The organism is Terrimonas ferruginea DSM 30193 (genome assembly GCF_000425585.1).
Taxonomy (GTDB): Bacteria; Bacteroidota; Bacteroidia; order Chitinophagales; family Chitinophagaceae; genus Terrimonas; species Terrimonas ferruginea.
In genome coordinates this window covers 337,837-355,894 of sequence record NZ_KE384399.1, presented here as the reverse complement: position 1 = coordinate 355,894, position 18,058 = coordinate 337,837, and the positions used below count along the sequence as shown (strand labels likewise).

Here is an 18,058-nt window from a genome sequence, read left to right as displayed (position 1 = left end):
AAATCTTCATAAACATATGGCTGACATCTTTGAGCGTCTGCTTAAAAATTATGGTCCTATTGGCCAACACCGCGAAAGAGCACATGGCTATTTCGCATTTCCCAAACTGGAAGGAGACATTTCAAGCCGCATGAAATTCCGCGGAAAAGAAATGATCGTATGGAGCCTCAACAACTATCTCGGTCTCGCCAATCATCCTGAAGTACGTAAAGCTGATGCAGACGGTGCCGCACGTTTTGGCCTGGCACTGCCGATGGGTGCGCGTATGATGAGCGGCAACAGTGATTATCACGAACAACTCGAAGCCGAGCTGGCTGCTTTTGTGATGAAAGAAGATGCCGCCCTGCTCAACTTCGGCTACCAGGGAATGGTGAGCATCATCGACGTGCTTTGCAGCCGTCATGATGTGATTGTATACGACGCAGAAAGCCACGCCTGTATTATCGATGGATTGCGTTTGCATCCCGGTCACCGTTATGTGTACAAACACAACGACCTCGCCGACCTGGAAAAACAATTGCAACGCGCTTCTGCACTGGTGAACAAGCAGAATGCCGGCGGCGTACTCGTGATCACGGAAGGTGTATTCGGTATGGCCGGCGATCAGGGCAAACTGACCGAGATCGCAGCACTGAAAGATAAATATGATTTCCGCCTTCTTGTTGACGATGCGCATGGTTTCGGTACACTCGGTGCAACCGGCGCCGGTGCCGGTGAAGCACAAGGCGTACAGGACAAAATCGATCTCTACTTCTCTACATTCGCCAAATCAATGGCGTCAATCGGTGCATTCGTTGCCGGTGACCGCAAGATCATCGACTATATCCGTTACAACATCCGCAGCCAGATTTTTGCCAAAAGCCTGCCGATGCCACTCGTGATCGGTAACCTTAAACGCCTCGACCTGTTGCGCACACAACCCGAACTGCGCGAGAAACTCTGGAGCAACGCCCTCAAACTACAGGCTGGATTGAAAGAACGTGGTTTTGATATCGGCAACACCGATTCAGTGGTAACACCTGTATACATGAAAGGTGGCGTGGAAGAAGCAACAGCCATGGTAATGGACCTGCGTGAGAACTACCGCATATTCTGCTCTATCGTGGTATACCCGGTTATTCCGAAAGGACATATCATTTACCGCCTCATCCCTACGGCCACACATACCGATGCAGACATCGAAGAGACGCTGCAGGCGTTCTCCGCTACCAAAGAAAAACTGGACGCAGGAGCTTATAAGGCCGAGGCCATTCCGGATATGGCAGATTGAGAAAGAATGTGAAAATGTGCCGCCTTTGGCGGAATGTGTAAATATGTAAATGAATTTATTCTTGATACGTACAGACCGCCGGGGCGGTCTTTTTTTATGAACAACTCAAGTAATGAATAATTTTCACCCGCAACTTCCCACCTTATACCTCAAGCCTTAGCCCGAAGTATCGGGCCTTACGCCTTATACCTTATACCTTATACCTTAAGCCTTCCATCACTTAATACTTAAAACTTATTACTTAAAACCTTTACATTTATAGCTTGAAAAAAATGGATAACATGCGTAAACTCATTGTAGCCCTGCTGTTCCTGCCCCTGCTTGGCCAGGCCCAGAAAAAGGCGATTACCCTGGAAGATCTTTATAAGAAAGGAACCTTCCGCGGCGAATTTGTTCCGGCCGACTTCGGCACCCGTTCTTCAGAGATCAGCACCGATGGTCTGAAAGATGAAGCCGGAAAGGCACTCGGCCGCGCTTCTGAAGTGATCGTGAATGCAGCCGATACATCCCTCGCGCTTATCCGCATCGATGCGGAACCGATCTATCGCCATTCTTCCAAAGCCATCGTATACCTGTATCACCGTGGCACCGGTAACGTAACCAAACTGGAGAATGAAAAAGTTTTACATCCCACTTTCTCCCCCGATGGCAGCAAAGTGGCGTATGTAAAAGACAATAATCTTTACATCTACGACATTGCTTCGGCCAGGGCAACCGCTATCACCACCGATGGAAAATGGAATTTCATCATCAACGGTAACTGCGACTGGGTATATGAAGAAGAATTCAGCTTCACCCAGGCCTATCAGTGGAGCCCCAAAGGCAACTACCTCGCCTATTACCGCTTCGATGAATCGCAGGTAAAAGAATACAACATGACCATTTACAACAATGGTTACAACCAGGATTATCGTTACAAATACCCCAAAGCCGGGGACGACAACTCAAAAGTAGAAATCCATATCTATGATGTACGCACCGGCCGCAAAGTAAAAGCCGATTACGCACAGGGCGATATCTATATCCCACGCATCAAATGGACGCAGGACGACAGCCGCCTCGTTATCTTCTGGCTCAACCGCCACCAGGACAATCTCCGCCTGCTGCTGACAGAAGCGGCCAGCGGAAAATCGAGCCTGCTCTATGAAGAGAAAAATAAATATTACATCGATATCCACGACGACTGGTACTTCCTGCGCGACGGTAAACATTTCCTTTTCACCAGTGAAAAGAGTGGTTACAACCAGATCTGGCTTTACAGCTTCGACGGCAAAACGCAACTGCAATTGTCTTCCGGTAACTATGATGTAACAGAAATCAATGCCGTAGACGAGATCAATAAACGTGTATATTATCAGACAGCTTATCCGCGCCCAATGGACCGCAACTTTTTTGTGGCAGATTTTTCAGGTAAAAAAAGTACCGCACTCACGACCGGTACCGGCTGGAACCGCATAGTGCTGAACGATAAATTTACGCAGTTCTACGACTACAGATCTGATATCAATACACCCCAGGTGGTAACCCTGCATTCGATCATCGCTGATAAAAAAGGATACCGTGCACAGCTGATAAAGACCGTGAACGAAAGCAGCAAACTGCGCGAGAAAATGGCGGAATATGACCTGGCCAAAGGCGAATTCATCCGCATTCCCAACAGTAAAGGAGATACACTGAACAGCTGGATACTGAAGCCGGCCAACTTTGACCCGTCACGTCGTTATCCCGTGTTGTTCTGCAACTACGGCGGGCCGGGATCGCAGCAGGTAGCTAATCGTTTTGGCGCAATCAGCTTCTGGCATCAATTGCTGGCGCAAAAAGGTTTCATTGTAGTAAGTGTGGACAACAGCGGCACAGGTTACAGAGGCGAAGAGTTCAAAAAGAAAACTTACCTGCAATTGGGCAAACTCGAAATAGAAGACCAGATCGATGCCGCTAAATGGTTCGGCAACCTGCCCTATGTAGATAAGAGCCGCATCGGACATTGGGGTTGGAGCTTTGGTGGTTTTATGAGCTCACTTGCCATCACCAAAGGAGCCGATGTATTCTCCGCTGCTATTGCCGTAGCGCCTGTTACAAGCTGGAGATTCTATGATAATATTTATACAGAGCGTTACATGCGCACGCCTGCCGAGAACCAGAAAGGATACGACGATAACGCACCCATGAATTTCACCAACAGCATCAAAGGCAAATACCTGATCATTCATGGTACGGCGGATGACAACGTACACTTCCAGAATGCAACGCAAATGATCACGGCACTCGTGAAAAGCAATGTTGATTTTGAAAGCGCTTACTACCCCAATAAAAACCACGGTATTTCCGGTGGACCCGATAATACCAGCTTCCATCTGTGGAGCAAAATGACGAACTGGATCCTGGAGAACCTGGGCACGGAGAAGAAATAACCAGTGAATAAAAGCAATAAATAGAGTCTGCCATATGCAGGCTCTTTTTTTATGCCTGCGTTCCGGCAACGATACCGGAAAAATGCGTTTCTACGACGGAGAGGTGCTAAAAAAAAGAACCCCCGATGGAAATCGGGGGGCCCTAATCAAAAACCATTAACCATTAAACCTTATCCTATGAAAATTCACTGCTAATATCGTTAATAATGAATTAACGCAAAATATTTAAATGATTTTTTTTCAAAAAACAGGCCCTGATTTTGAAAATCTTGATCCATCTCAATGTCGAAACATTGATTTGCAGATTATAACGATGTAGTTATTGCTCTGCAAACGTTTGCATAAAAAATCTCACATCACTGGGGTATCTTCACGTTTGAAATATCATTTATGCGAAAAGTTGTTGTTGCCATTACCGGAGCCAGTGGTTCAATCTATGCGGCGGGTCTTTTGAATCGTCTTTCAACCATTCCGGAGCAATGGTCAGATATTGCCATCGTGATGTCGGACAATGCGCGGCAGGTATGGGAAACGGAATTGGGCAATGACAGGTATACGCAATATCCATTCAGGTTCTATGACAAGAACGACTTCAATGCGCCTTTTGCGTCTGGCTCCGGGCGCTACGATACGCTCATCGTTATCCCCTGCTCCATGGGTACACTCGGCCGCATCGCCACGGGCGTGTCAAACGATCTGATTACAAGGGCCGCCGATGTCATATTAAAAGAACGAAGAAAACTGATCTGCGTAGTGCGTGATACGCCCTACAACCTGATGCATATCCGCAATATGGAAACGGTGACACTGGCCGGCGGCATCATCTGTCCCGCTACACCCTCCTATTACAGTCTTCCAACAACAGTCGAAGAAGTGGCAGCCACCGTCAGCGATCGCGTACTCGATCTTGCCGGCTTTACCATTGATACATTCCGCTGGGGGAAAGACAAAGCCTGATCAATTGCCGTACTGCTGCAGAATAGTTTTGACGCGACCATAATAACCGCTGCCAAACAAAAGCAGGTGCACGAGCAAGGGATAAAGCTGCGAAACAGCTAATCGTTGCTGCCATCCTGTTTGCAAAGGATAAGCGGCGTTGTAGGCCTGATAAAAAAGAGGATCAAATCCGCCAAACAAAGCAGTCATGGCAATATCCATTTCACGATGGCCATAATAAACTGCAGGATCGATCAATGCCGGATGGCCATCCGTTTTTATTAAAAAATTTCCGCTCCAAAGATCGCCGTGAAGTAAGGCGGCTGGCTCCACCGGGAGCAGCTCCGTTAAACGATTACAGAAACGTTCCCCGCAGACGATATCCTCTCTCGTACAAAGTCCCTGATCCAACGCATCACGCAGCAAAGGCATGATACGCTGATCGCGATAAAAGTGATGCCAGGTAGTTGTCTGTGTATTTGATTGCGGAAGCGTACCGATATACTGATCACGGGCTGCACCAAATAACTCATTTGAATGTGTATGCACGGAAGCCAGGCCGGTTCCGAGGTTCTCCCAGAAATCTTCACCCGGATGACCGGTATGCAGCCATTCCATAACGATGAATTGCATGCCGTTTACCTTGCCACAGCCAAAAGGCTTTGGAACGGTAAGCGTGTTGGTTGCGGCCAATAAGTTGAGACTGCGTAATTCACCATCGAAAAAGTGTGGTGCGGATGTGTGGTTTGTTTTGATAAAAAAAGGACCGTTATTGGTCAGCGCCATGAAAGCGTCATTGATATCTCCGCCGCTGATCCGTTCAACAGAACGAATGACCAGTTCTTCCTGTGGAAAAACCTGAGACAGGATAACAGGTATGGGCGAATGCATGGTGATGAAGATAGGGTTCTTATCCAAACGCTGAAAGTAAAAAATATAACTTACCCGTTTATTATACGACTGCCGCCCTACCAGCAACTTAGTTTTGAGAAAAATTGATCTCCTGACTAATGGAAAAAATCTCGCTTATATATGTTTTGCCTCTTCTCAGTCTGATCATTATCCTGATCAGGTTGCCGGAGATCGACCGGTGGTTGCGTAATCAGTATAGCAATGCGCCTTTCCTTATCACCCTGATCCTTGGAGGATCGACGATACTAACGCATGTCATAACAGTTGTCGCACCGCTGAAAAAATATGAACGGCAGGAAAACAATAAATGGACAATTATTGATAACCTGATTGCCACTTATCTCGATCATGAAATATTCAGAGGGTCCCCTTTGGTGGCCAATATCATGATTCCCAGACGTGTTTTTTACTGTACCCGGGAACCAGTAATTGGCAGCTCGGTATTTCGAAGAATATCTGCCAGGTTTTTCGTCCGTCGCCTGGATGTCGTATGGTTATCTCCGGGGAACATGATGAACAAGCAATTCAGGATTACCGCAAGGCAGGGAATTACCGGTAAGGCTTATACGATAGGAAGAACAATAATAAGAGATATCCCGGGCTCCATAGATCAGTTGAATTTTACGGAACAACAAAGAGCAACGATCTCAGGTAATGGATTTGTTGCCAGCACACCAATATTTGCATTTGATAGGAAATATAGCCGTTCGACTCAAAAAATCGTTGGTATCGTTACGTTTTCCAGCAGTATACCAGGATCCGAAAAAATAATTGAATCTGAAAGAAACCGGGAAATTCTCAAAGAGAACATTACCGAATTTTCAGGAATATGCAGTTTAATTCTTTAACCGTAAATTATTCAATATGTCACTAAAGAAAAAAGCGTACAAAGAAACGAAAATTGATGGCATGTATGTCATAGATGTTGATCCCGCTGATTTTGAATTTAAAGGTTCGACAGAGAGGGAAATGTTATTTAATGCCATACAGGATTTTATAAAATCTGCACGCAAGTTAAAAGAGCATTTTGATTTGGAGCTGAAACATGCTTCCACCCCACAAGGTGGCAGTTGATTTGTGGCAATGGCCGGCTTCGGGAGACTCTGTGTGCGGACCTTTTTTGATTTGGATTATTATCCGACATCACGCTACCGTTGGTCTCCAGACCAACGGGCCTGCTCATCTTTGAGTTATGTACGATGTTGAGCTTAACCTACCAAAGCAACCCGACTCTTGCTTGCTTGTTGGTCGGGAGACCAACAAGGGCGCTAAAAGCGACTCTTGGGGATAAACGTTCTGAACACTTGTGGTGTCGAACGAACTCTCTCCGTCAGTCACTGGCTTCGGGAGCCTCAGCCTGCGGGACCAAACCTTAATACTTATTACTTATTACTTACTCCTCCACCTTAAACCTTCCACTCACAAGTTTGTTATATTGGCATGAACTGGACATTACTGGAATCTAATGAACAATGGGAGTCTCTCCTTGCCGCTTCCGCACAACGCCCACAGGTGGTTTTCAAACATTCAACGCGCTGCTCCGTGAGCAAAGTGGCACAGACACGCCTGGAAGGAAGCAAACTGCCGGAGAATGCAGACTACTACTTCCTCGACCTTATCCGGTTCAGAGAAATCTCCAACCGCATTGCGGGAGACATGAACGTTGTACACGAATCACCGCAGATACTTATTATCCGCAATGGCATTTGCACCTTCCATGAAAGTCATTTGGGAATTACAGCCAAAGAAATCTCTTTCGAGTTACAGGACTGATCTTATCAGTCTTTTGGCAGCTCAATTGAAAAAACGGAGCCTTTATTTTCTTCGGACTCAAAGCTCACCTTGCCTTCCAGCAAATGTGTAAGACTTTTAACGATCGACAGGCCCATGCCCTTGGACTCTTCCTTGTTTAATCCATAACGCTGGGCCGGTGTGTGCCGTTCAAACAGGGACTCATGCAGTCGCGCAGGAATACCAATCCCATTGTCACGTACGCGCACAATAAACGTTTTATCGGTTTCTTCGACCATGATATCAATCTCACCATTCTCCGGCGTAAACTTGATCGAATTGGAAACAAGGTTGTGAACGATCTGGAAAAACTTCACGCTGTCAGTAGTGATATTCAGGTTTTCCAGGTCTGTGATGATCCTGAATTTCCGGTCTTTATTAAGCGCAATGATCTTCTCCAGCGTATTATAAATCCGCTCGAGCAGGTCAAATCTTGTCTTTTTTACAAATATTCTTTCCGACTCAATATGCTCTTCCTGTAAAAAGTCATTAATGATATCAAGACACTCCTGCGTATTGTTTTTTATCAGCTGCAGTTGTGCATGAATATCGGCAGGCGCGTCATGCTTATACGTCTGCTGCATCCAGCGAAGAATATTCTGGGTAAGCTGCAAGGGCCCGGAAAGATTATGCGTCATCATGTCGAGCAACGTATCTTTTTTTGCCCCATAGTTGATGATGTAATCTTCGTGCTCTTTTTCCAGGGTCTGGTCTTTCACAAATCCAACAATCACGGAATGCTCAGCAATTAAATAGGCATCAAGGGAAAGATGAAGCATCCGTCCATCTGCAAATTGCAAACGGAATTCATTATTGGTTAAACATTTGTCCAGTAGAAGTTGGGTATAACGGTGACGCAGGTAATATGCATCCTCAGAACGGATCAGCGGGAATACGAGGCTGGGTTGTTGTACCAGCTCTTGCTTCTTTATTTCGAAAATCCTTGGAAGTACATCATTCAGGTATACAAATTTTTCGGTAGGAATATCGTACACGAAAACTCCATCCTTCGAAAGGCTTCCCAGTAAACGGATATCTTCAAACACGGCTTCTAGTTTAATGTTTTAAAAAACCTCGGGCAGATGCAAATGCAACCAGCTCGGCCGTATTTTTCACCTTTGCCTTATCTACCATGTTTTTCCGGTGAGTTTCAACTGTTTTCTCCGTGATAAAAAGGGCTTTGGCGATGTCTTTGGTCGAATAACCACGGCCTAATAACTCAAGAACTTCCTTTTCGCGTTGAGAGAAAAAATCTTTTTCACCCCGCAGCGTATCCACGATACCATCCAAAAATTCATTGATATTTTTCAGTTTCTTGGAGGTCTCCGTACAAATATACTTTTTTCCGCCGTGAACCAATTTAATAGCTTGTACCAGCTCTTCGTAACCGGCTTTTTTAGACACAAAAGCCATTGCACCGGAATTCATGATCCGCGCCACGCGGTCGGCATCATTGTACACCGAGTGGGCAACAATCTTGATATCGGGGAAGTTTTTCTGAATATACTCAGAGATCGCAAAACCATCCATGGAGCGCACGTCCTCCAGGCCATCCAGGTAGAGATCGAGCAGGAGGATGTCGACATCGAGATGCGGAAGCATTTCTATCAACTCATCTCCGTTACGAGCTTCGCCTATCACTGTGATTTGCGGGTCTTGCGATAACAAAAATTTAATGCCATCCCGCATAATCTTGTAATCTTCCAAATGAAATACTTTGATCCTTCCTGTCATGTAGTTGTTCTTTTCTGGCCTTAAAAGTAAGGACCGGAAGCAATTATTGAAAGTTCGCAGTTGAAAATCAGGGATTTCCCTGATAGTTTTGGTAGACTAAAGCGGCTAACATTGACATCAGAATGAGTAAAGACGTCGGCCTCGTCAGGCTTAATACCGAAACGGATATTTTCTATGCCCATGAATTAGCGGTATGGCTGGCACGTCATGCCGGTGCCACGCTTCAGGAACAATTCCACTTCGCATCGAGAGTAACGGATCATGTCAGCAAACTTCATTTGCCACAAACGGAACCGCTTATTTTCTCCATTCGTCAACCCAGCGAGCAGTTTTTACTGACCGTGAAACAGGCCAATGATACGGTAACGTCGCTTCCCGTTCCGCGGGATATACCAGACAGCCGCCTGAAAGACCGTCATAACCCTGCCGCAAAAAGCCGCCGGGAACTTGAAAGAGGTTACCGGGATCTCGAACGTATCACGTTCGCACTCTCACATGATCTCAAAAATTCAGTGACCAAGCTTGGCCTGTCGCTGGAGCTCATGAATCCGTTCGCCTTACCGGAAGAACAGCGTTCCCTCCTCCAGATTATTCGTCGCTCGGCCACCAATCTTGAAAACACACTCACGAGTATGAACCAGGTGATCCGGATCGATCATCTGTCGGACAACATCGTTACCGCTCTTAGTCCCGAACTGATCGTTCGCGAAGTATATGAAGAATTAGCGGAAGCGGTACAGCAAAAAACGATACAATTACACACGGAATTAAAGGCTGTGGCCGAAATTCAGTTTATTGAAACTTATCTGAGAAGTATTTTCCGTAACCTGATTTCGAATTCCATCAAATATGCTGATCCCTCACGCAACCTGCTGATTCATTTGACAGCAAGACCGGATGAAACGGGCATTCATTTTACCTATTCCGACAACGGGCAGGGATTTGATGCCGTTCGCCATTCAGACAAACTCTTTACTCCTTTTTCAAGGTTTTCATCTGATACAACAGAGGGAAGCGGTATCGGCTTGTACCTGATCCGCAGTATTATCGAGCGTGACGGCGGAAAAATTACGGTGGAAAGTGTACCGGGCAAAGGCACAACTTTTCACTTCACACTGGTCACTCCGCGTGGGGAACAGCCTTCATTTTAGGCACAGTGTTTCGTTCCCGTGTCAACAGGTGAAGGCAATATACTACAGCGGCGCCTAATGTCAAAGCAGTGAGCAATACAGACTTATTCATAAATGTATTTTTTATAAATAAAGTTGCAATGCCTGTGCCAGCTATATAAATAAAAAAACCGTTCCCTCCTTGCAGGGAACGGTCGAGATTCGAATAAACTGTCCGTCAATCCATCTTGAAGTGTGTCCACCACTCCATTATGAAAAAGGTATAATAGAACTCAAAAAGATCTGTCAGAACCGGTAGCAAGATAGACAGGATGAAGGGAGGGAAATACCCTAAAACGTTCAACCAATACCCCTATCCGCTCACCGGAAATGATCAGCGTCAATATGGTAAGTCCTAACTCTTATTGATATACTTTATACGTTTTTCTATATTTGATCAAACCTATTCTTATGAATGAAGCTAATCCTGTGAAAGGCGATGACCTCGCCGTTTATACCCTATTGGAATTGGCCAACTTCTCGGGCGTTGAGCTTACGGGACATACTATTACGTTACCCTTTCAGTCTGGTGAGGGCACTTTAAAGCAGGCGCAGATAGAACCCGGGTTCCATATCAGTTGCTGGGACCTGCAGTTGAAAGATTCACTTACCATAAACCGCCCTGAGCGCATACCGGGACAACCACGTCTTTTCCAGCTATACTTTATTCTCACCCCCGACCAGTTCCATATCGACGGCCCGTCCATGGCGCGCGAACTTCGCTTCAATGCCTCCATGGAAACCCTCTTCGAATCCGGTGATGCAGACTTTACCTACACCTTCGCACCCGGTAAGGCGGCTAAGGTGCTTGTATTGCAATTGCATCCCGACTGGCTGATGAATACGTTCGGGCAAGACGATACTTCGTTTGCACGTTTTCTCAATAAAATGGTCAGTGAAGAAAAAGCCTTCGTGTTTCATGAACCGGTGTCTCTCACCTTACAACAATCGCTGACGGAGTTTCACAATCATTTTATTTCGGAGAACCGCGACCGTCTTTATAACAAGGCGAGAGCACTGACTTTGCTGAGTGATTTCCTCTATGGCCTGTCGTTGCGTTCCACGCTGGACAATTCGCCAGCGGCCTATTACGAGGAAAAGATCCGCGCAGTAGAAGATATCCTTCGCCAGCACCTGGAGTCCCAGTTGCCTTGTATCCGAACGATTGCAGAAAAAGTATCATTGAGTGAATCCACTCTGAAGCGATATTTTCATCAGATTTACCGCCGGAGTATTTACGATTATTACCTGCAATTGAAGATGGAACATGCAAGGCATTTGCTGGAGGAAAAACAGATTGCGGTGAAAGAAGTGGCTTACCAGTTGGGATATGAAAAGTGCAGCAGCTTTATCCTCATGTTTAAGAAGTTTTACAGCGAATCACCCGGGTTCTTCCGTCAGAAAACCCTGCTCAATCCCGGAGGAGTGTAGTTTTTTTTCAACACCTTTACGGCATGGATGATCAATGGATTTGTTTCGGAGAACCGGAGCATACCGTATGCCTTTTTGTACCGGATCCGGCTACTATCCGCAGCAAACACCTGTCAGGGGATGATGATGCTGTGCCGTACTGGGCGCAGATCTGGCCCGCTTCCCTGGGCCTGTACCAATTCCTGGTCGCTCATCCCGGTTTTATCAGGGGAAAGACCGTTATCGAGCTTGCGGCGGGGCTCGGCCTCCCCTCGCTATATGCGGCCCGTTATGCCAAGACTATCTTGTGCAGTGATTATGCGCCGGGCGCAGTGGACTATAGCCGGCGTTCGGCCGCCAAAGCCGGTCTCCCCAATTTTAACACAGCATTGCTGGACTGGAATGAATTGCCCGCAGATCTTGCGGCAGATGTAGTATTGCTAAGCGATGTAAATTATGACCCTGCGGCGTTTGACCGTCTTTCAATAGTGCTGAAGCGCTTTTTAAAGGCAGGTACAACCATTCTGTTGAGTACACCTCAACGGTTAATGGCCAAGCCTTTTATCGCGCAGTGGCTGCCCTCTTGTGTAAAGCAGGAAGAATACTGCGTCACATTGAACGGCACCACCAGCGCTGTCAGTGTATTTGCATTGTCCGGCAGCTGATCATCAGGATGGAAGCACGGGACCATAGTGCAGTTTCGGGCCTTTATGGCCTTTGTCGGGGAACAGCACATCGTGGGCGGTTTCATATCCTTCGTCGGATACACGGCGTGTTTGTCTGTTGGCACGGGTACGGCGCGCAGCAGAATAAGCTACCAGTCCGGCGGTTACAGCAGCGGCGGCAATTGCGAGTAAAAGCATATTCTTCTTTTTCATACGCTTGTATTTACTAATTCTGTGCCGAAGCCTGTAGATCAATTGACTGACCGACAGGTTGGCGGGTTAAAAAATTGTAAATTCAAATAATTCAAAAGCCTATTCTTCAATCATTTTGAATCCAGAAGTTTCGGTATCAAATTTTCAAATCTTCAAATTATCAAATGACAAAGTCCCGCGCTGGCGGGACTTTGTCATAAACGTCTTGTCCCGTTCTCAGGAGGCAGCAGCTTCTTCTGTCTTCTTGCGTGCAAACTCTGAGCGGATCACATTCAATGCACCACCAGCACGGAACCATTCGATCTGCTGCGCATTGTAAGTATGGTTGACAACAATCAGATCTTTAGTGCCGTCCGCATGGTTCAGTTCCACCGTCAGTGGCTGGCCGGGTGCGAAATTCGGCAGACCAAGAATATCGATGTTATCGTCTTCCTGTATTTTATCGTAGTCTTCTTTGTTCGCGAAAGTAAGCGCGAGCATACCCTGTTTTTTCAGGTTGGTTTCGTGGATACGGGCAAAGCTGCGTACCAGGATGGCGCGTACACCGAGGTGGCGTGGTTCCATCGCCGCGTGTTCACGGCTGCTGCCTTCTCCATAGTTCTCGTCACCTACCACAATGCTGCCTACGTTAGCAGCTTTGTAAGCACGGGCCGTAGCCGGTACGGGACCGTATTCGCCGGTAAGCTGGTTTTTAACCGAGTCGGTTTTATCGTTGAAGTAGTTGAGGGCACCGATCAGCATGTTGTTGCTGATGTTGTCGAGGTGACCACGGAACTTCAGCCAGGGACCTGCCATAGAGATGTGGTCGGTGGTACACTTGCCTTTTGCTTTGATCAGCAGTTTGAGCCCCAGCAGGTCGGTTCCTTCCCAGGGTGCAAATGCCGTGAGCAGTTGCAGACGCTGGCTGTCTGGTTGTACTACTACTTTCACGCTGCTGCCGTCTTCTGCAGGTGCCTGGTAACCCGGATCATCCACATCAAATCCTCTGGGAGGTAATTCATGTCCCGTAGGTTCTGCCAGTTTCACTTCTTCTCCTTTCTCGTTCACCAGTGTATCGGTGAGCGGGTTAAAGGAAATGCGTCCGGCTACGGCCATGGCTGTTACAATCTCGGGGCTGGCCACAAATGCGTGTGTGCTGGCCAGACCATCGTTACGCTTGGCGAAGTTGCGGTTGAAAGAGGTGATGATCGTGTTCTTGCGGTTAGGATCGTCGATGTGACGAGCCCACTGACCGATACAGGGACCGCAGGCATTTGCCAGCACCACACCGCCCACACTTTCAAATGTATTGATGAAGCCATCGCGCTCGATGGTAAAACGAACGAGTTCGCTACCCGGAGTGATGGTAAATTCTGAATTTGCTTTCAGTCCTTTGGACAACGCATCTTTTACGATGCTGGCACTTCGGCTGATGTCTTCGTAAGAAGAGTTGGTACAACTGCCGATCAGGGCTACTTCCAGTTTTTCGGGCCAGCCGTTCGCTTTCACGGTTTCTGCCATCTGCGAGATCGGCGTAGCCAGATCCGGCGTAAACGGTCCGTTTACGTAAGGTTCCAGTGTAGACAGATCGAGTTCGAGCAATTGATCGTAGTAAGGAGCAGGGTTATTGGCTACTTCTTCGTCGGGACGCAGGTGTTCACGAACACCATCAGCCAGATCGGCAATTTCTGCGCGGCTTGTTGCGCGCAGGTAATCGCTCATTTTTTTGTCGTAGGCAAACAGTGAGCAGGTAGCGCCGATCTCAGCTCCCATGTTACACACGGTGCCTTTACCGGTTGCACTCATGCTGTCCGCACCTTCGCCGAAATATTCAACGATAGCACCGGTGCCGCCTTTTACGGTCAACTGACCTGCTACCCAGAGAATCACGTCTTTTGCGCTGGTCCACCCGTTCAGTTTACCGGTCAGTTTTACACCGATCAGTTTGGGCATTTTTAATTCCCAGGGGAGGCCGGCCATCACGTCTACCGCATCGGCGCCGCCTACACCGATGGCGATCATTCCGAGACCACCGGCATTGGGAGTATGAGAGTCCGTTCCGATCATCATGCCACCGGGAAACGCGTAGTTTTCCAGCACTACCTGGTGGATGATACCGGCACCCGGTTTCCAGAAACCGATACCGTATTTATTGGAAATAGAGGCCAGGAAATCATATACTTCTTTGTTCACTTCGTTGGCAGTGGCAAGGTCAGCTACCGCACCCTGCTTGGCCTGGATCAGGTGATCGCAATGTACCGTGGAAGGAACCGCCACTTTATCCCGACCACAAGTGCTGAACTGCAGCAGCGCCATCTGGGCTGTTGCGTCCTGCATCGCTACCCTGTCCGGAGCAAAGTCAACATAATCCTTCCCGCGTTCATAAGCCGTAGTGCCAGGCGCATAAAGGTGGGCATAAAGGATTTTTTCTGCCATGGTCAAAGGCCGTCCTACCAGCTTCCTGGCGGCGTCAACCTTTCCGGGGAGTTCAGCATACACTTTTTTGATTAAGTCGAGATCGAAAGGCATATCAGAATTTTTGTAAATGTGGAATATAATGGAAAGGGGGAGAAAAAGACCGGGTACAGACCTGGCTACCCCTCTTTCTAAGCCTTGCGAAATTACGAAAAATCAGGGGCTTTATGAAGGATTTTGGGAGAATATAACACAATAAACTACCACTTACAGGGTATTGCGGGAAATCAGCGGATATTTTTATCTTAGTGGTATGAACCGCTTCAAGAATTTTGTGGAATGGAACGCCTTCGGCGTATGCAGTGCTATCGGCAACAGGCTTGGCATCTCTGCGGGCAGGATCCGGCAGTACTTCATTTACACGTCCCTGCTTACCATGGGATCACCGATTATTCTCTACATGGTTCTCGCCTTCTGGCGCAACATCCGGAATTATATCAGTTCCACACGCAGGAATCCGTGGTATTATCTCTAATCGGATTCTAATCAGATCAACTCGGTCAGTTTGCCCACCACCGCATCTACTTCTTCGCGGGTATTGTGGCGGCTGAAAGAAAATCTTACCGTTACTTTATTGGGATCGTTGTTGATGGCGCGGATCACGTGTGAACCCTGGTCGGCTCCGCTGCTGCACGCACTGCCGCCGGATACGCAGATCTGGTTGATGTCGAGATTGAACAGGATCATTTCCGACTTTTCTGTTTTGGGAAATGCCACACTCAACACGGTGTACAAACATCTCCCCTCGCTATCACCGTTGAAGCCCACATTGGGGATCGTAGCTACGAGTTTTTCGCGCATGTAATTTTTCAGGGAAAGAATATAGCTATGCTCTTCTTCGACGCGCGCATAGGCCAGCTCGAGGGCTTTCGCAAAACCGACAATACCATAAAGGTTTTCGGTGCCCGCCCGCATGTTACGCTCCTGGCCTCCGCCAAAGATGAATGGCTTCACGCGGATATTATCATTCACATACAGAATGCCAACGCCCTTGGGGCCATGGAATTTATGCCCGGCACCGGAAATAAAATGAACAGGCGTTTTACGCAGATCCAGCGGATAGTGCCCTACCGTCTGCACACAATCGGAATGAAAAATCGCGTTGTATTGTTTGCAGAGATTGCCCACCGCATCGATGTCGAGCAGGTTGCCAATCTCGTTGTTGGCATGCATGAGCGATACCAGGCAACGTTCCTTTTGTTCTTTCAGTTGCTCCTCCAGGTCGGTAAGGTCCACATGACCGTCGGGAAGCAGCTTTACAAAACTGCTGGTAACATTTTCGCCGCAGGCGTAATGCTCGATGGTATGCAATACCGCATGATGTTCGATGGGAGAAGAAATGATATGACGGCAACCCAGGTCACGGATCGCTGAGAGGATCGCTGTATTGTTGCTTTCGGTACCACCACTGGTAAAGAAGATTTCACCCGGGTGTGCATTCAGCAAACGCGCCACGGTCTTACGCGCCGTTTCTATTGCCAGACGTGTTTCGCGTCCATAAGAATAAATGGAAGACGGATTACCGAAATGCGTAGTCATGTAAGGAAGCATGGCTTCCAGTACTTCGGGGTCCAGCGCTGTGGTAGCGGCATTGTCAAAATAAATTCTTTCCATACAAACGATCCGTTAAAGATTGTCAGTGTTAGCTGAATTCCTTGATATCCTGCATCAGGCGCAGGGCAATATTGTTGGCAGTTGTTTCAAAACTGCTTTCAGAATAAATGCGGATGATCGGTTCGGTATTGGAGGTACGTAAGTGTACCCAGTCGTTATCGAATTCGATCTTCAGTCCATCTTCGGTGTTAACGGGATGGCTTTTATACTTGGTCCGTATTTTTTCAAAAATGGGTGTTACATCCACTCCCTTCGCCAATTCAATTTTATTCTTGGAAATAAAATAATCGGGGTAACGGCTGCGCAATGATTTGATGCCGTTTTTATGTCCTGCCAGGTGCGTGAGGAATAAGCCGATACCGATCAGCGCATCGCGGCCGTAATGAAAATCCGGCACAATGATGCCACCGTTGCCTTCGCCACCGATCACGGCATTGTGCTGTTTCATTTTCGTCACCACATTCACCTCTCCCACTGCCGACGGGAAATATTCGCCGCCATGCTTCAGCGTTACATCTTTCAATGCACGCGTACTGCTCATATTGCTCACCGTATTGCCTTTGCGTTGCGACAATACATAATCGGCCACGGCAACAAGTGTATATTCTTCGCCAAACATGCTTCCGTCTTCACAAACAAAAGCAAGCCTGTCTACGTCCGGATCCACGGCAATGCCCAGGTGTGCTTTTTGCTTCACCACTTCATTGCTCAATTGCGTCAGGTGTTCGGGTAATGGTTCGGGGTTGTGGGCAAAACGTCCGTTCACGGTTTCATTCAGCACGATCACTTCTTCCACGCCCAGTGCTTTCAACAACGCAGGCACATAAATGGCACCGGTTGAGTTCACAGCATCCACCACCACGCGAAAGCCGCGCGCAGCAATCGCTTCCCGGTCTACGAGCGGGTAATTGACCACCGCATCGATATGTTTTTGCAGGTAGGATTCGTCTTCTGTAACGGTGCCTAATTTATCTACCGATGCGAAAGTGATGTCACCGCTGTCGGCCAGTTGCAACACTTCGGCGCCTGTTTCGGCAGAAATAAATTCGCCTTCCCGGTTGAGCAGCTTCAGGGCGTTCCACTCCTTGGGATTGTGGCTGGCAGTCAAAATGATACCGCCGTCGGCATTCTCCATTTTTACCGCAAGCTCCACTGTAGGGGTAGTGGAAAGTCCGAGATCGACCACATGAATACCCAGGCCGGTCAGTGTATTCACCACCAGTTGGTTCACCATGTTACCGCTGATGCGTCCGTCGCGGCCGATGACAATACGGGTTTCGCTTTTGCCATTGGCAATGATGCTGCCGAATGCTGCGGAAAATTTTACAATATCGATCGGGGTAAGATTATCTCCGGGTTGTCCCCCAATGGTACCCCGGATGCCAGATATACTCTTGATCAGCGACACGTGCAAAGTTGTTTAATGTTCAGTAGTAGGTTAGCCCACTTTAGGGACGCAAAAATACGGGAAAACGCAAA

General features: G+C 47.6%; 17 protein-coding genes. 10 read left to right on the top strand and 7 right to left on the bottom strand.

Going from position 1 to position 18,058, the window contains the following annotated elements; genetic code table 11:
• Positions 1 to 16: 16 nt before the first annotated feature.
• From H608_RS0116095 to H608_RS0116085, 3 genes are all read left to right on the top strand, one after another.
• The gene (locus tag H608_RS0116095) at positions 17 to 1,270 is read left to right on the top strand and encodes an aminotransferase class I/II-fold pyridoxal phosphate-dependent enzyme (protein ID WP_028788583.1); all 1,254 of its coding nucleotides are present in this window, start codon (positions 17 to 19) and stop codon (positions 1,268 to 1,270) included.
• Positions 1,271 to 1,551: 281 nt separating this feature from the next.
• Positions 1,552 to 3,681, top strand: a complete 2,130-nt coding sequence (locus tag H608_RS0116090; protein WP_028788582.1) for a S9 family peptidase — start codon at positions 1,552 to 1,554, stop codon at positions 3,679 to 3,681.
• Positions 3,682 to 4,071: 390 nt separating this feature from the next.
• Complete coding sequence (locus H608_RS0116085) at positions 4,072 to 4,638, top strand: UbiX family flavin prenyltransferase (RefSeq protein ID WP_028788581.1); 567 nt, start codon at positions 4,072 to 4,074, stop codon at positions 4,636 to 4,638.
• Here H608_RS0116085 and H608_RS0116080 read toward each other — a convergent pair whose 3' ends face one another.
• Positions 4,639 to 5,535: a fructosamine kinase family protein gene (locus H608_RS0116080; protein ID WP_155990206.1), complete on the bottom strand. Its 897-nt coding sequence runs from the start codon at positions 5,533 to 5,535 to the stop codon at positions 4,639 to 4,641.
• A gap of 92 nt (positions 5,536 to 5,627) precedes the next feature.
• Here H608_RS0116080 and H608_RS0116075 point away from each other — a divergent pair, with 92 nt between their 5' ends.
• The 3 genes from H608_RS0116075 to ytxJ all read left to right on the top strand — a co-directional run bounded on the left by H608_RS0116075 (position 5,628) and on the right by ytxJ (position 7,302).
• A complete protein-coding gene (locus H608_RS0116075; RefSeq protein WP_028788579.1) occupies positions 5,628 to 6,377 on the top strand; it encodes a hypothetical protein in 750 nt (249 codons plus the stop codon).
• A gap of 16 nt (positions 6,378 to 6,393) precedes the next feature.
• Positions 6,394 to 6,603 carry a hypothetical protein gene (locus H608_RS0116070; RefSeq protein WP_028788578.1) on the top strand — a complete coding sequence of 70 codons (210 nt, stop codon included), beginning with the start codon at positions 6,394 to 6,396 and terminating at the stop codon, positions 6,601 to 6,603.
• 366 nt (positions 6,604 to 6,969) lie between these two features.
• Positions 6,970 to 7,302, top strand: a complete 333-nt coding sequence (gene ytxJ / locus H608_RS0116065; RefSeq protein WP_028788577.1) for a bacillithiol system redox-active protein YtxJ — start codon at positions 6,970 to 6,972, stop codon at positions 7,300 to 7,302.
• Between the two features lie 5 nt (positions 7,303 to 7,307).
• Here the strand turns inward: ytxJ and H608_RS0116060 are convergent, their stop codons facing one another.
• Positions 7,308 to 8,366 (bottom strand): sensor histidine kinase, encoded by a 1,059-nt coding sequence (locus H608_RS0116060; protein WP_028788576.1) that lies wholly within the window; start codon positions 8,364 to 8,366, stop codon positions 7,308 to 7,310.
• A 10-nt stretch (positions 8,367 to 8,376) separates the two neighbouring features.
• Positions 8,377 to 9,054, bottom strand: a complete 678-nt coding sequence (locus H608_RS0116055) for a LuxR C-terminal-related transcriptional regulator (RefSeq protein WP_028788575.1) — start codon at positions 9,052 to 9,054, stop codon at positions 8,377 to 8,379.
• A 122-nt stretch (positions 9,055 to 9,176) separates the two neighbouring features.
• Between H608_RS0116055 and H608_RS23795 the strand changes: the two genes are divergently transcribed.
• The 3 genes from H608_RS23795 to H608_RS0116040 all read left to right on the top strand — a co-directional run bounded on the left by H608_RS23795 (position 9,177) and on the right by H608_RS0116040 (position 12,298).
• Positions 9,177 to 10,205, top strand: a complete 1,029-nt coding sequence (locus tag H608_RS23795; protein ID WP_028788574.1) for a sensor histidine kinase — start codon at positions 9,177 to 9,179, stop codon at positions 10,203 to 10,205.
• Positions 10,206 to 10,634: 429 nt separating this feature from the next.
• A complete protein-coding gene (locus H608_RS0116045; protein ID WP_028788573.1) occupies positions 10,635 to 11,654 on the top strand; it encodes a helix-turn-helix domain-containing protein in 1,020 nt (339 codons plus the stop codon).
• A gap of 23 nt (positions 11,655 to 11,677) precedes the next feature.
• Positions 11,678 to 12,298, top strand: a complete 621-nt coding sequence (locus tag H608_RS0116040) for a class I SAM-dependent methyltransferase (protein ID WP_028788572.1) — start codon at positions 11,678 to 11,680, stop codon at positions 12,296 to 12,298.
• Positions 12,299 to 12,301: 3 nt separating this feature from the next.
• On the opposite strand, the gene H608_RS0116035 is transcribed toward H608_RS0116040, so the two are convergent.
• Both H608_RS0116035 and H608_RS22650 read right to left on the bottom strand, forming a co-directional pair.
• Positions 12,302 to 12,511 (bottom strand): hypothetical protein, encoded by a 210-nt coding sequence (locus H608_RS0116035; protein ID WP_028788571.1) that lies wholly within the window; start codon positions 12,509 to 12,511, stop codon positions 12,302 to 12,304.
• Between the two features lie 216 nt (positions 12,512 to 12,727).
• The gene (locus tag H608_RS22650) at positions 12,728 to 15,019 is read right to left on the bottom strand and encodes an aconitate hydratase (RefSeq protein WP_038008700.1); all 2,292 of its coding nucleotides are present in this window, start codon (positions 15,017 to 15,019) and stop codon (positions 12,728 to 12,730) included.
• Positions 15,020 to 15,218: 199 nt separating this feature from the next.
• Here H608_RS22650 and H608_RS0116025 point away from each other — a divergent pair, with 199 nt between their 5' ends.
• Positions 15,219 to 15,440 (top strand): PspC domain-containing protein, encoded by a 222-nt coding sequence (locus tag H608_RS0116025; protein WP_028788570.1) that lies wholly within the window; start codon positions 15,219 to 15,221, stop codon positions 15,438 to 15,440.
• 11 nt (positions 15,441 to 15,451) lie between these two features.
• Here H608_RS0116025 and H608_RS0116020 read toward each other — a convergent pair whose 3' ends face one another.
• Both H608_RS0116020 and glmM read right to left on the bottom strand, forming a co-directional pair.
• A complete protein-coding gene (locus H608_RS0116020; RefSeq protein ID WP_028788569.1) occupies positions 15,452 to 16,579 on the bottom strand; it encodes a cysteine desulfurase family protein in 1,128 nt (375 codons plus the stop codon).
• 28 nt (positions 16,580 to 16,607) lie between these two features.
• Entirely contained in the window at positions 16,608 to 17,987 is a 1,380-nt protein-coding gene (glmM, locus tag H608_RS0116015) for a phosphoglucosamine mutase (RefSeq protein WP_028788568.1), read from the bottom strand.
• Between the last annotated feature and the right edge of the window lie 71 nt (positions 17,988 to 18,058).

What these genes read in the sequence shown, in the direction of transcription:
- H608_RS0116070 (WP_028788578.1), top strand. Translation starts at nt 6,394, where the DNA reads ATGTCACTAAAGAAAAAAGCGTACAAAGAAACGAAAATTGATGGCATG.
- H608_RS22650 (WP_038008700.1), bottom strand. Translation starts at nt 15,019, where the DNA reads ATGCCTTTCGATCTCGACTTAATCAAAAAAGTGTATGCTGAACTCCCC.
- H608_RS0116085 (WP_028788581.1), top strand. Translation starts at nt 4,072, where the DNA reads ATGCGAAAAGTTGTTGTTGCCATTACCGGAGCCAGTGGTTCAATCTAT.
- H608_RS0116040 (WP_028788572.1), top strand. Translation starts at nt 11,678, where the DNA reads ATGGATGATCAATGGATTTGTTTCGGAGAACCGGAGCATACCGTATGC.
- ytxJ (WP_028788577.1), top strand. Translation starts at nt 6,970, where the DNA reads ATGAACTGGACATTACTGGAATCTAATGAACAATGGGAGTCTCTCCTT.
- H608_RS0116075 (WP_028788579.1), top strand. Translation starts at nt 5,628, where the DNA reads ATGGAAAAAATCTCGCTTATATATGTTTTGCCTCTTCTCAGTCTGATC.
- H608_RS0116090 (WP_028788582.1), top strand. Translation starts at nt 1,552, where the DNA reads ATGCGTAAACTCATTGTAGCCCTGCTGTTCCTGCCCCTGCTTGGCCAG.
- H608_RS0116035 (WP_028788571.1), bottom strand. Translation starts at nt 12,511, where the DNA reads ATGAAAAAGAAGAATATGCTTTTACTCGCAATTGCCGCCGCTGCTGTA.
- H608_RS0116020 (WP_028788569.1), bottom strand. Translation starts at nt 16,579, where the DNA reads ATGGAAAGAATTTATTTTGACAATGCCGCTACCACAGCGCTGGACCCC.
- H608_RS0116055 (WP_028788575.1), bottom strand. Translation starts at nt 9,054, where the DNA reads ATGACAGGAAGGATCAAAGTATTTCATTTGGAAGATTACAAGATTATG.
- H608_RS23795 (WP_028788574.1), top strand. Translation starts at nt 9,177, where the DNA reads ATGAGTAAAGACGTCGGCCTCGTCAGGCTTAATACCGAAACGGATATT.
- H608_RS0116045 (WP_028788573.1), top strand. Translation starts at nt 10,635, where the DNA reads ATGAATGAAGCTAATCCTGTGAAAGGCGATGACCTCGCCGTTTATACC.
- H608_RS0116025 (WP_028788570.1), top strand. Translation starts at nt 15,219, where the DNA reads ATGAACCGCTTCAAGAATTTTGTGGAATGGAACGCCTTCGGCGTATGC.
- H608_RS0116095 (WP_028788583.1), top strand. Translation starts at nt 17, where the DNA reads ATGGCTGACATCTTTGAGCGTCTGCTTAAAAATTATGGTCCTATTGGC.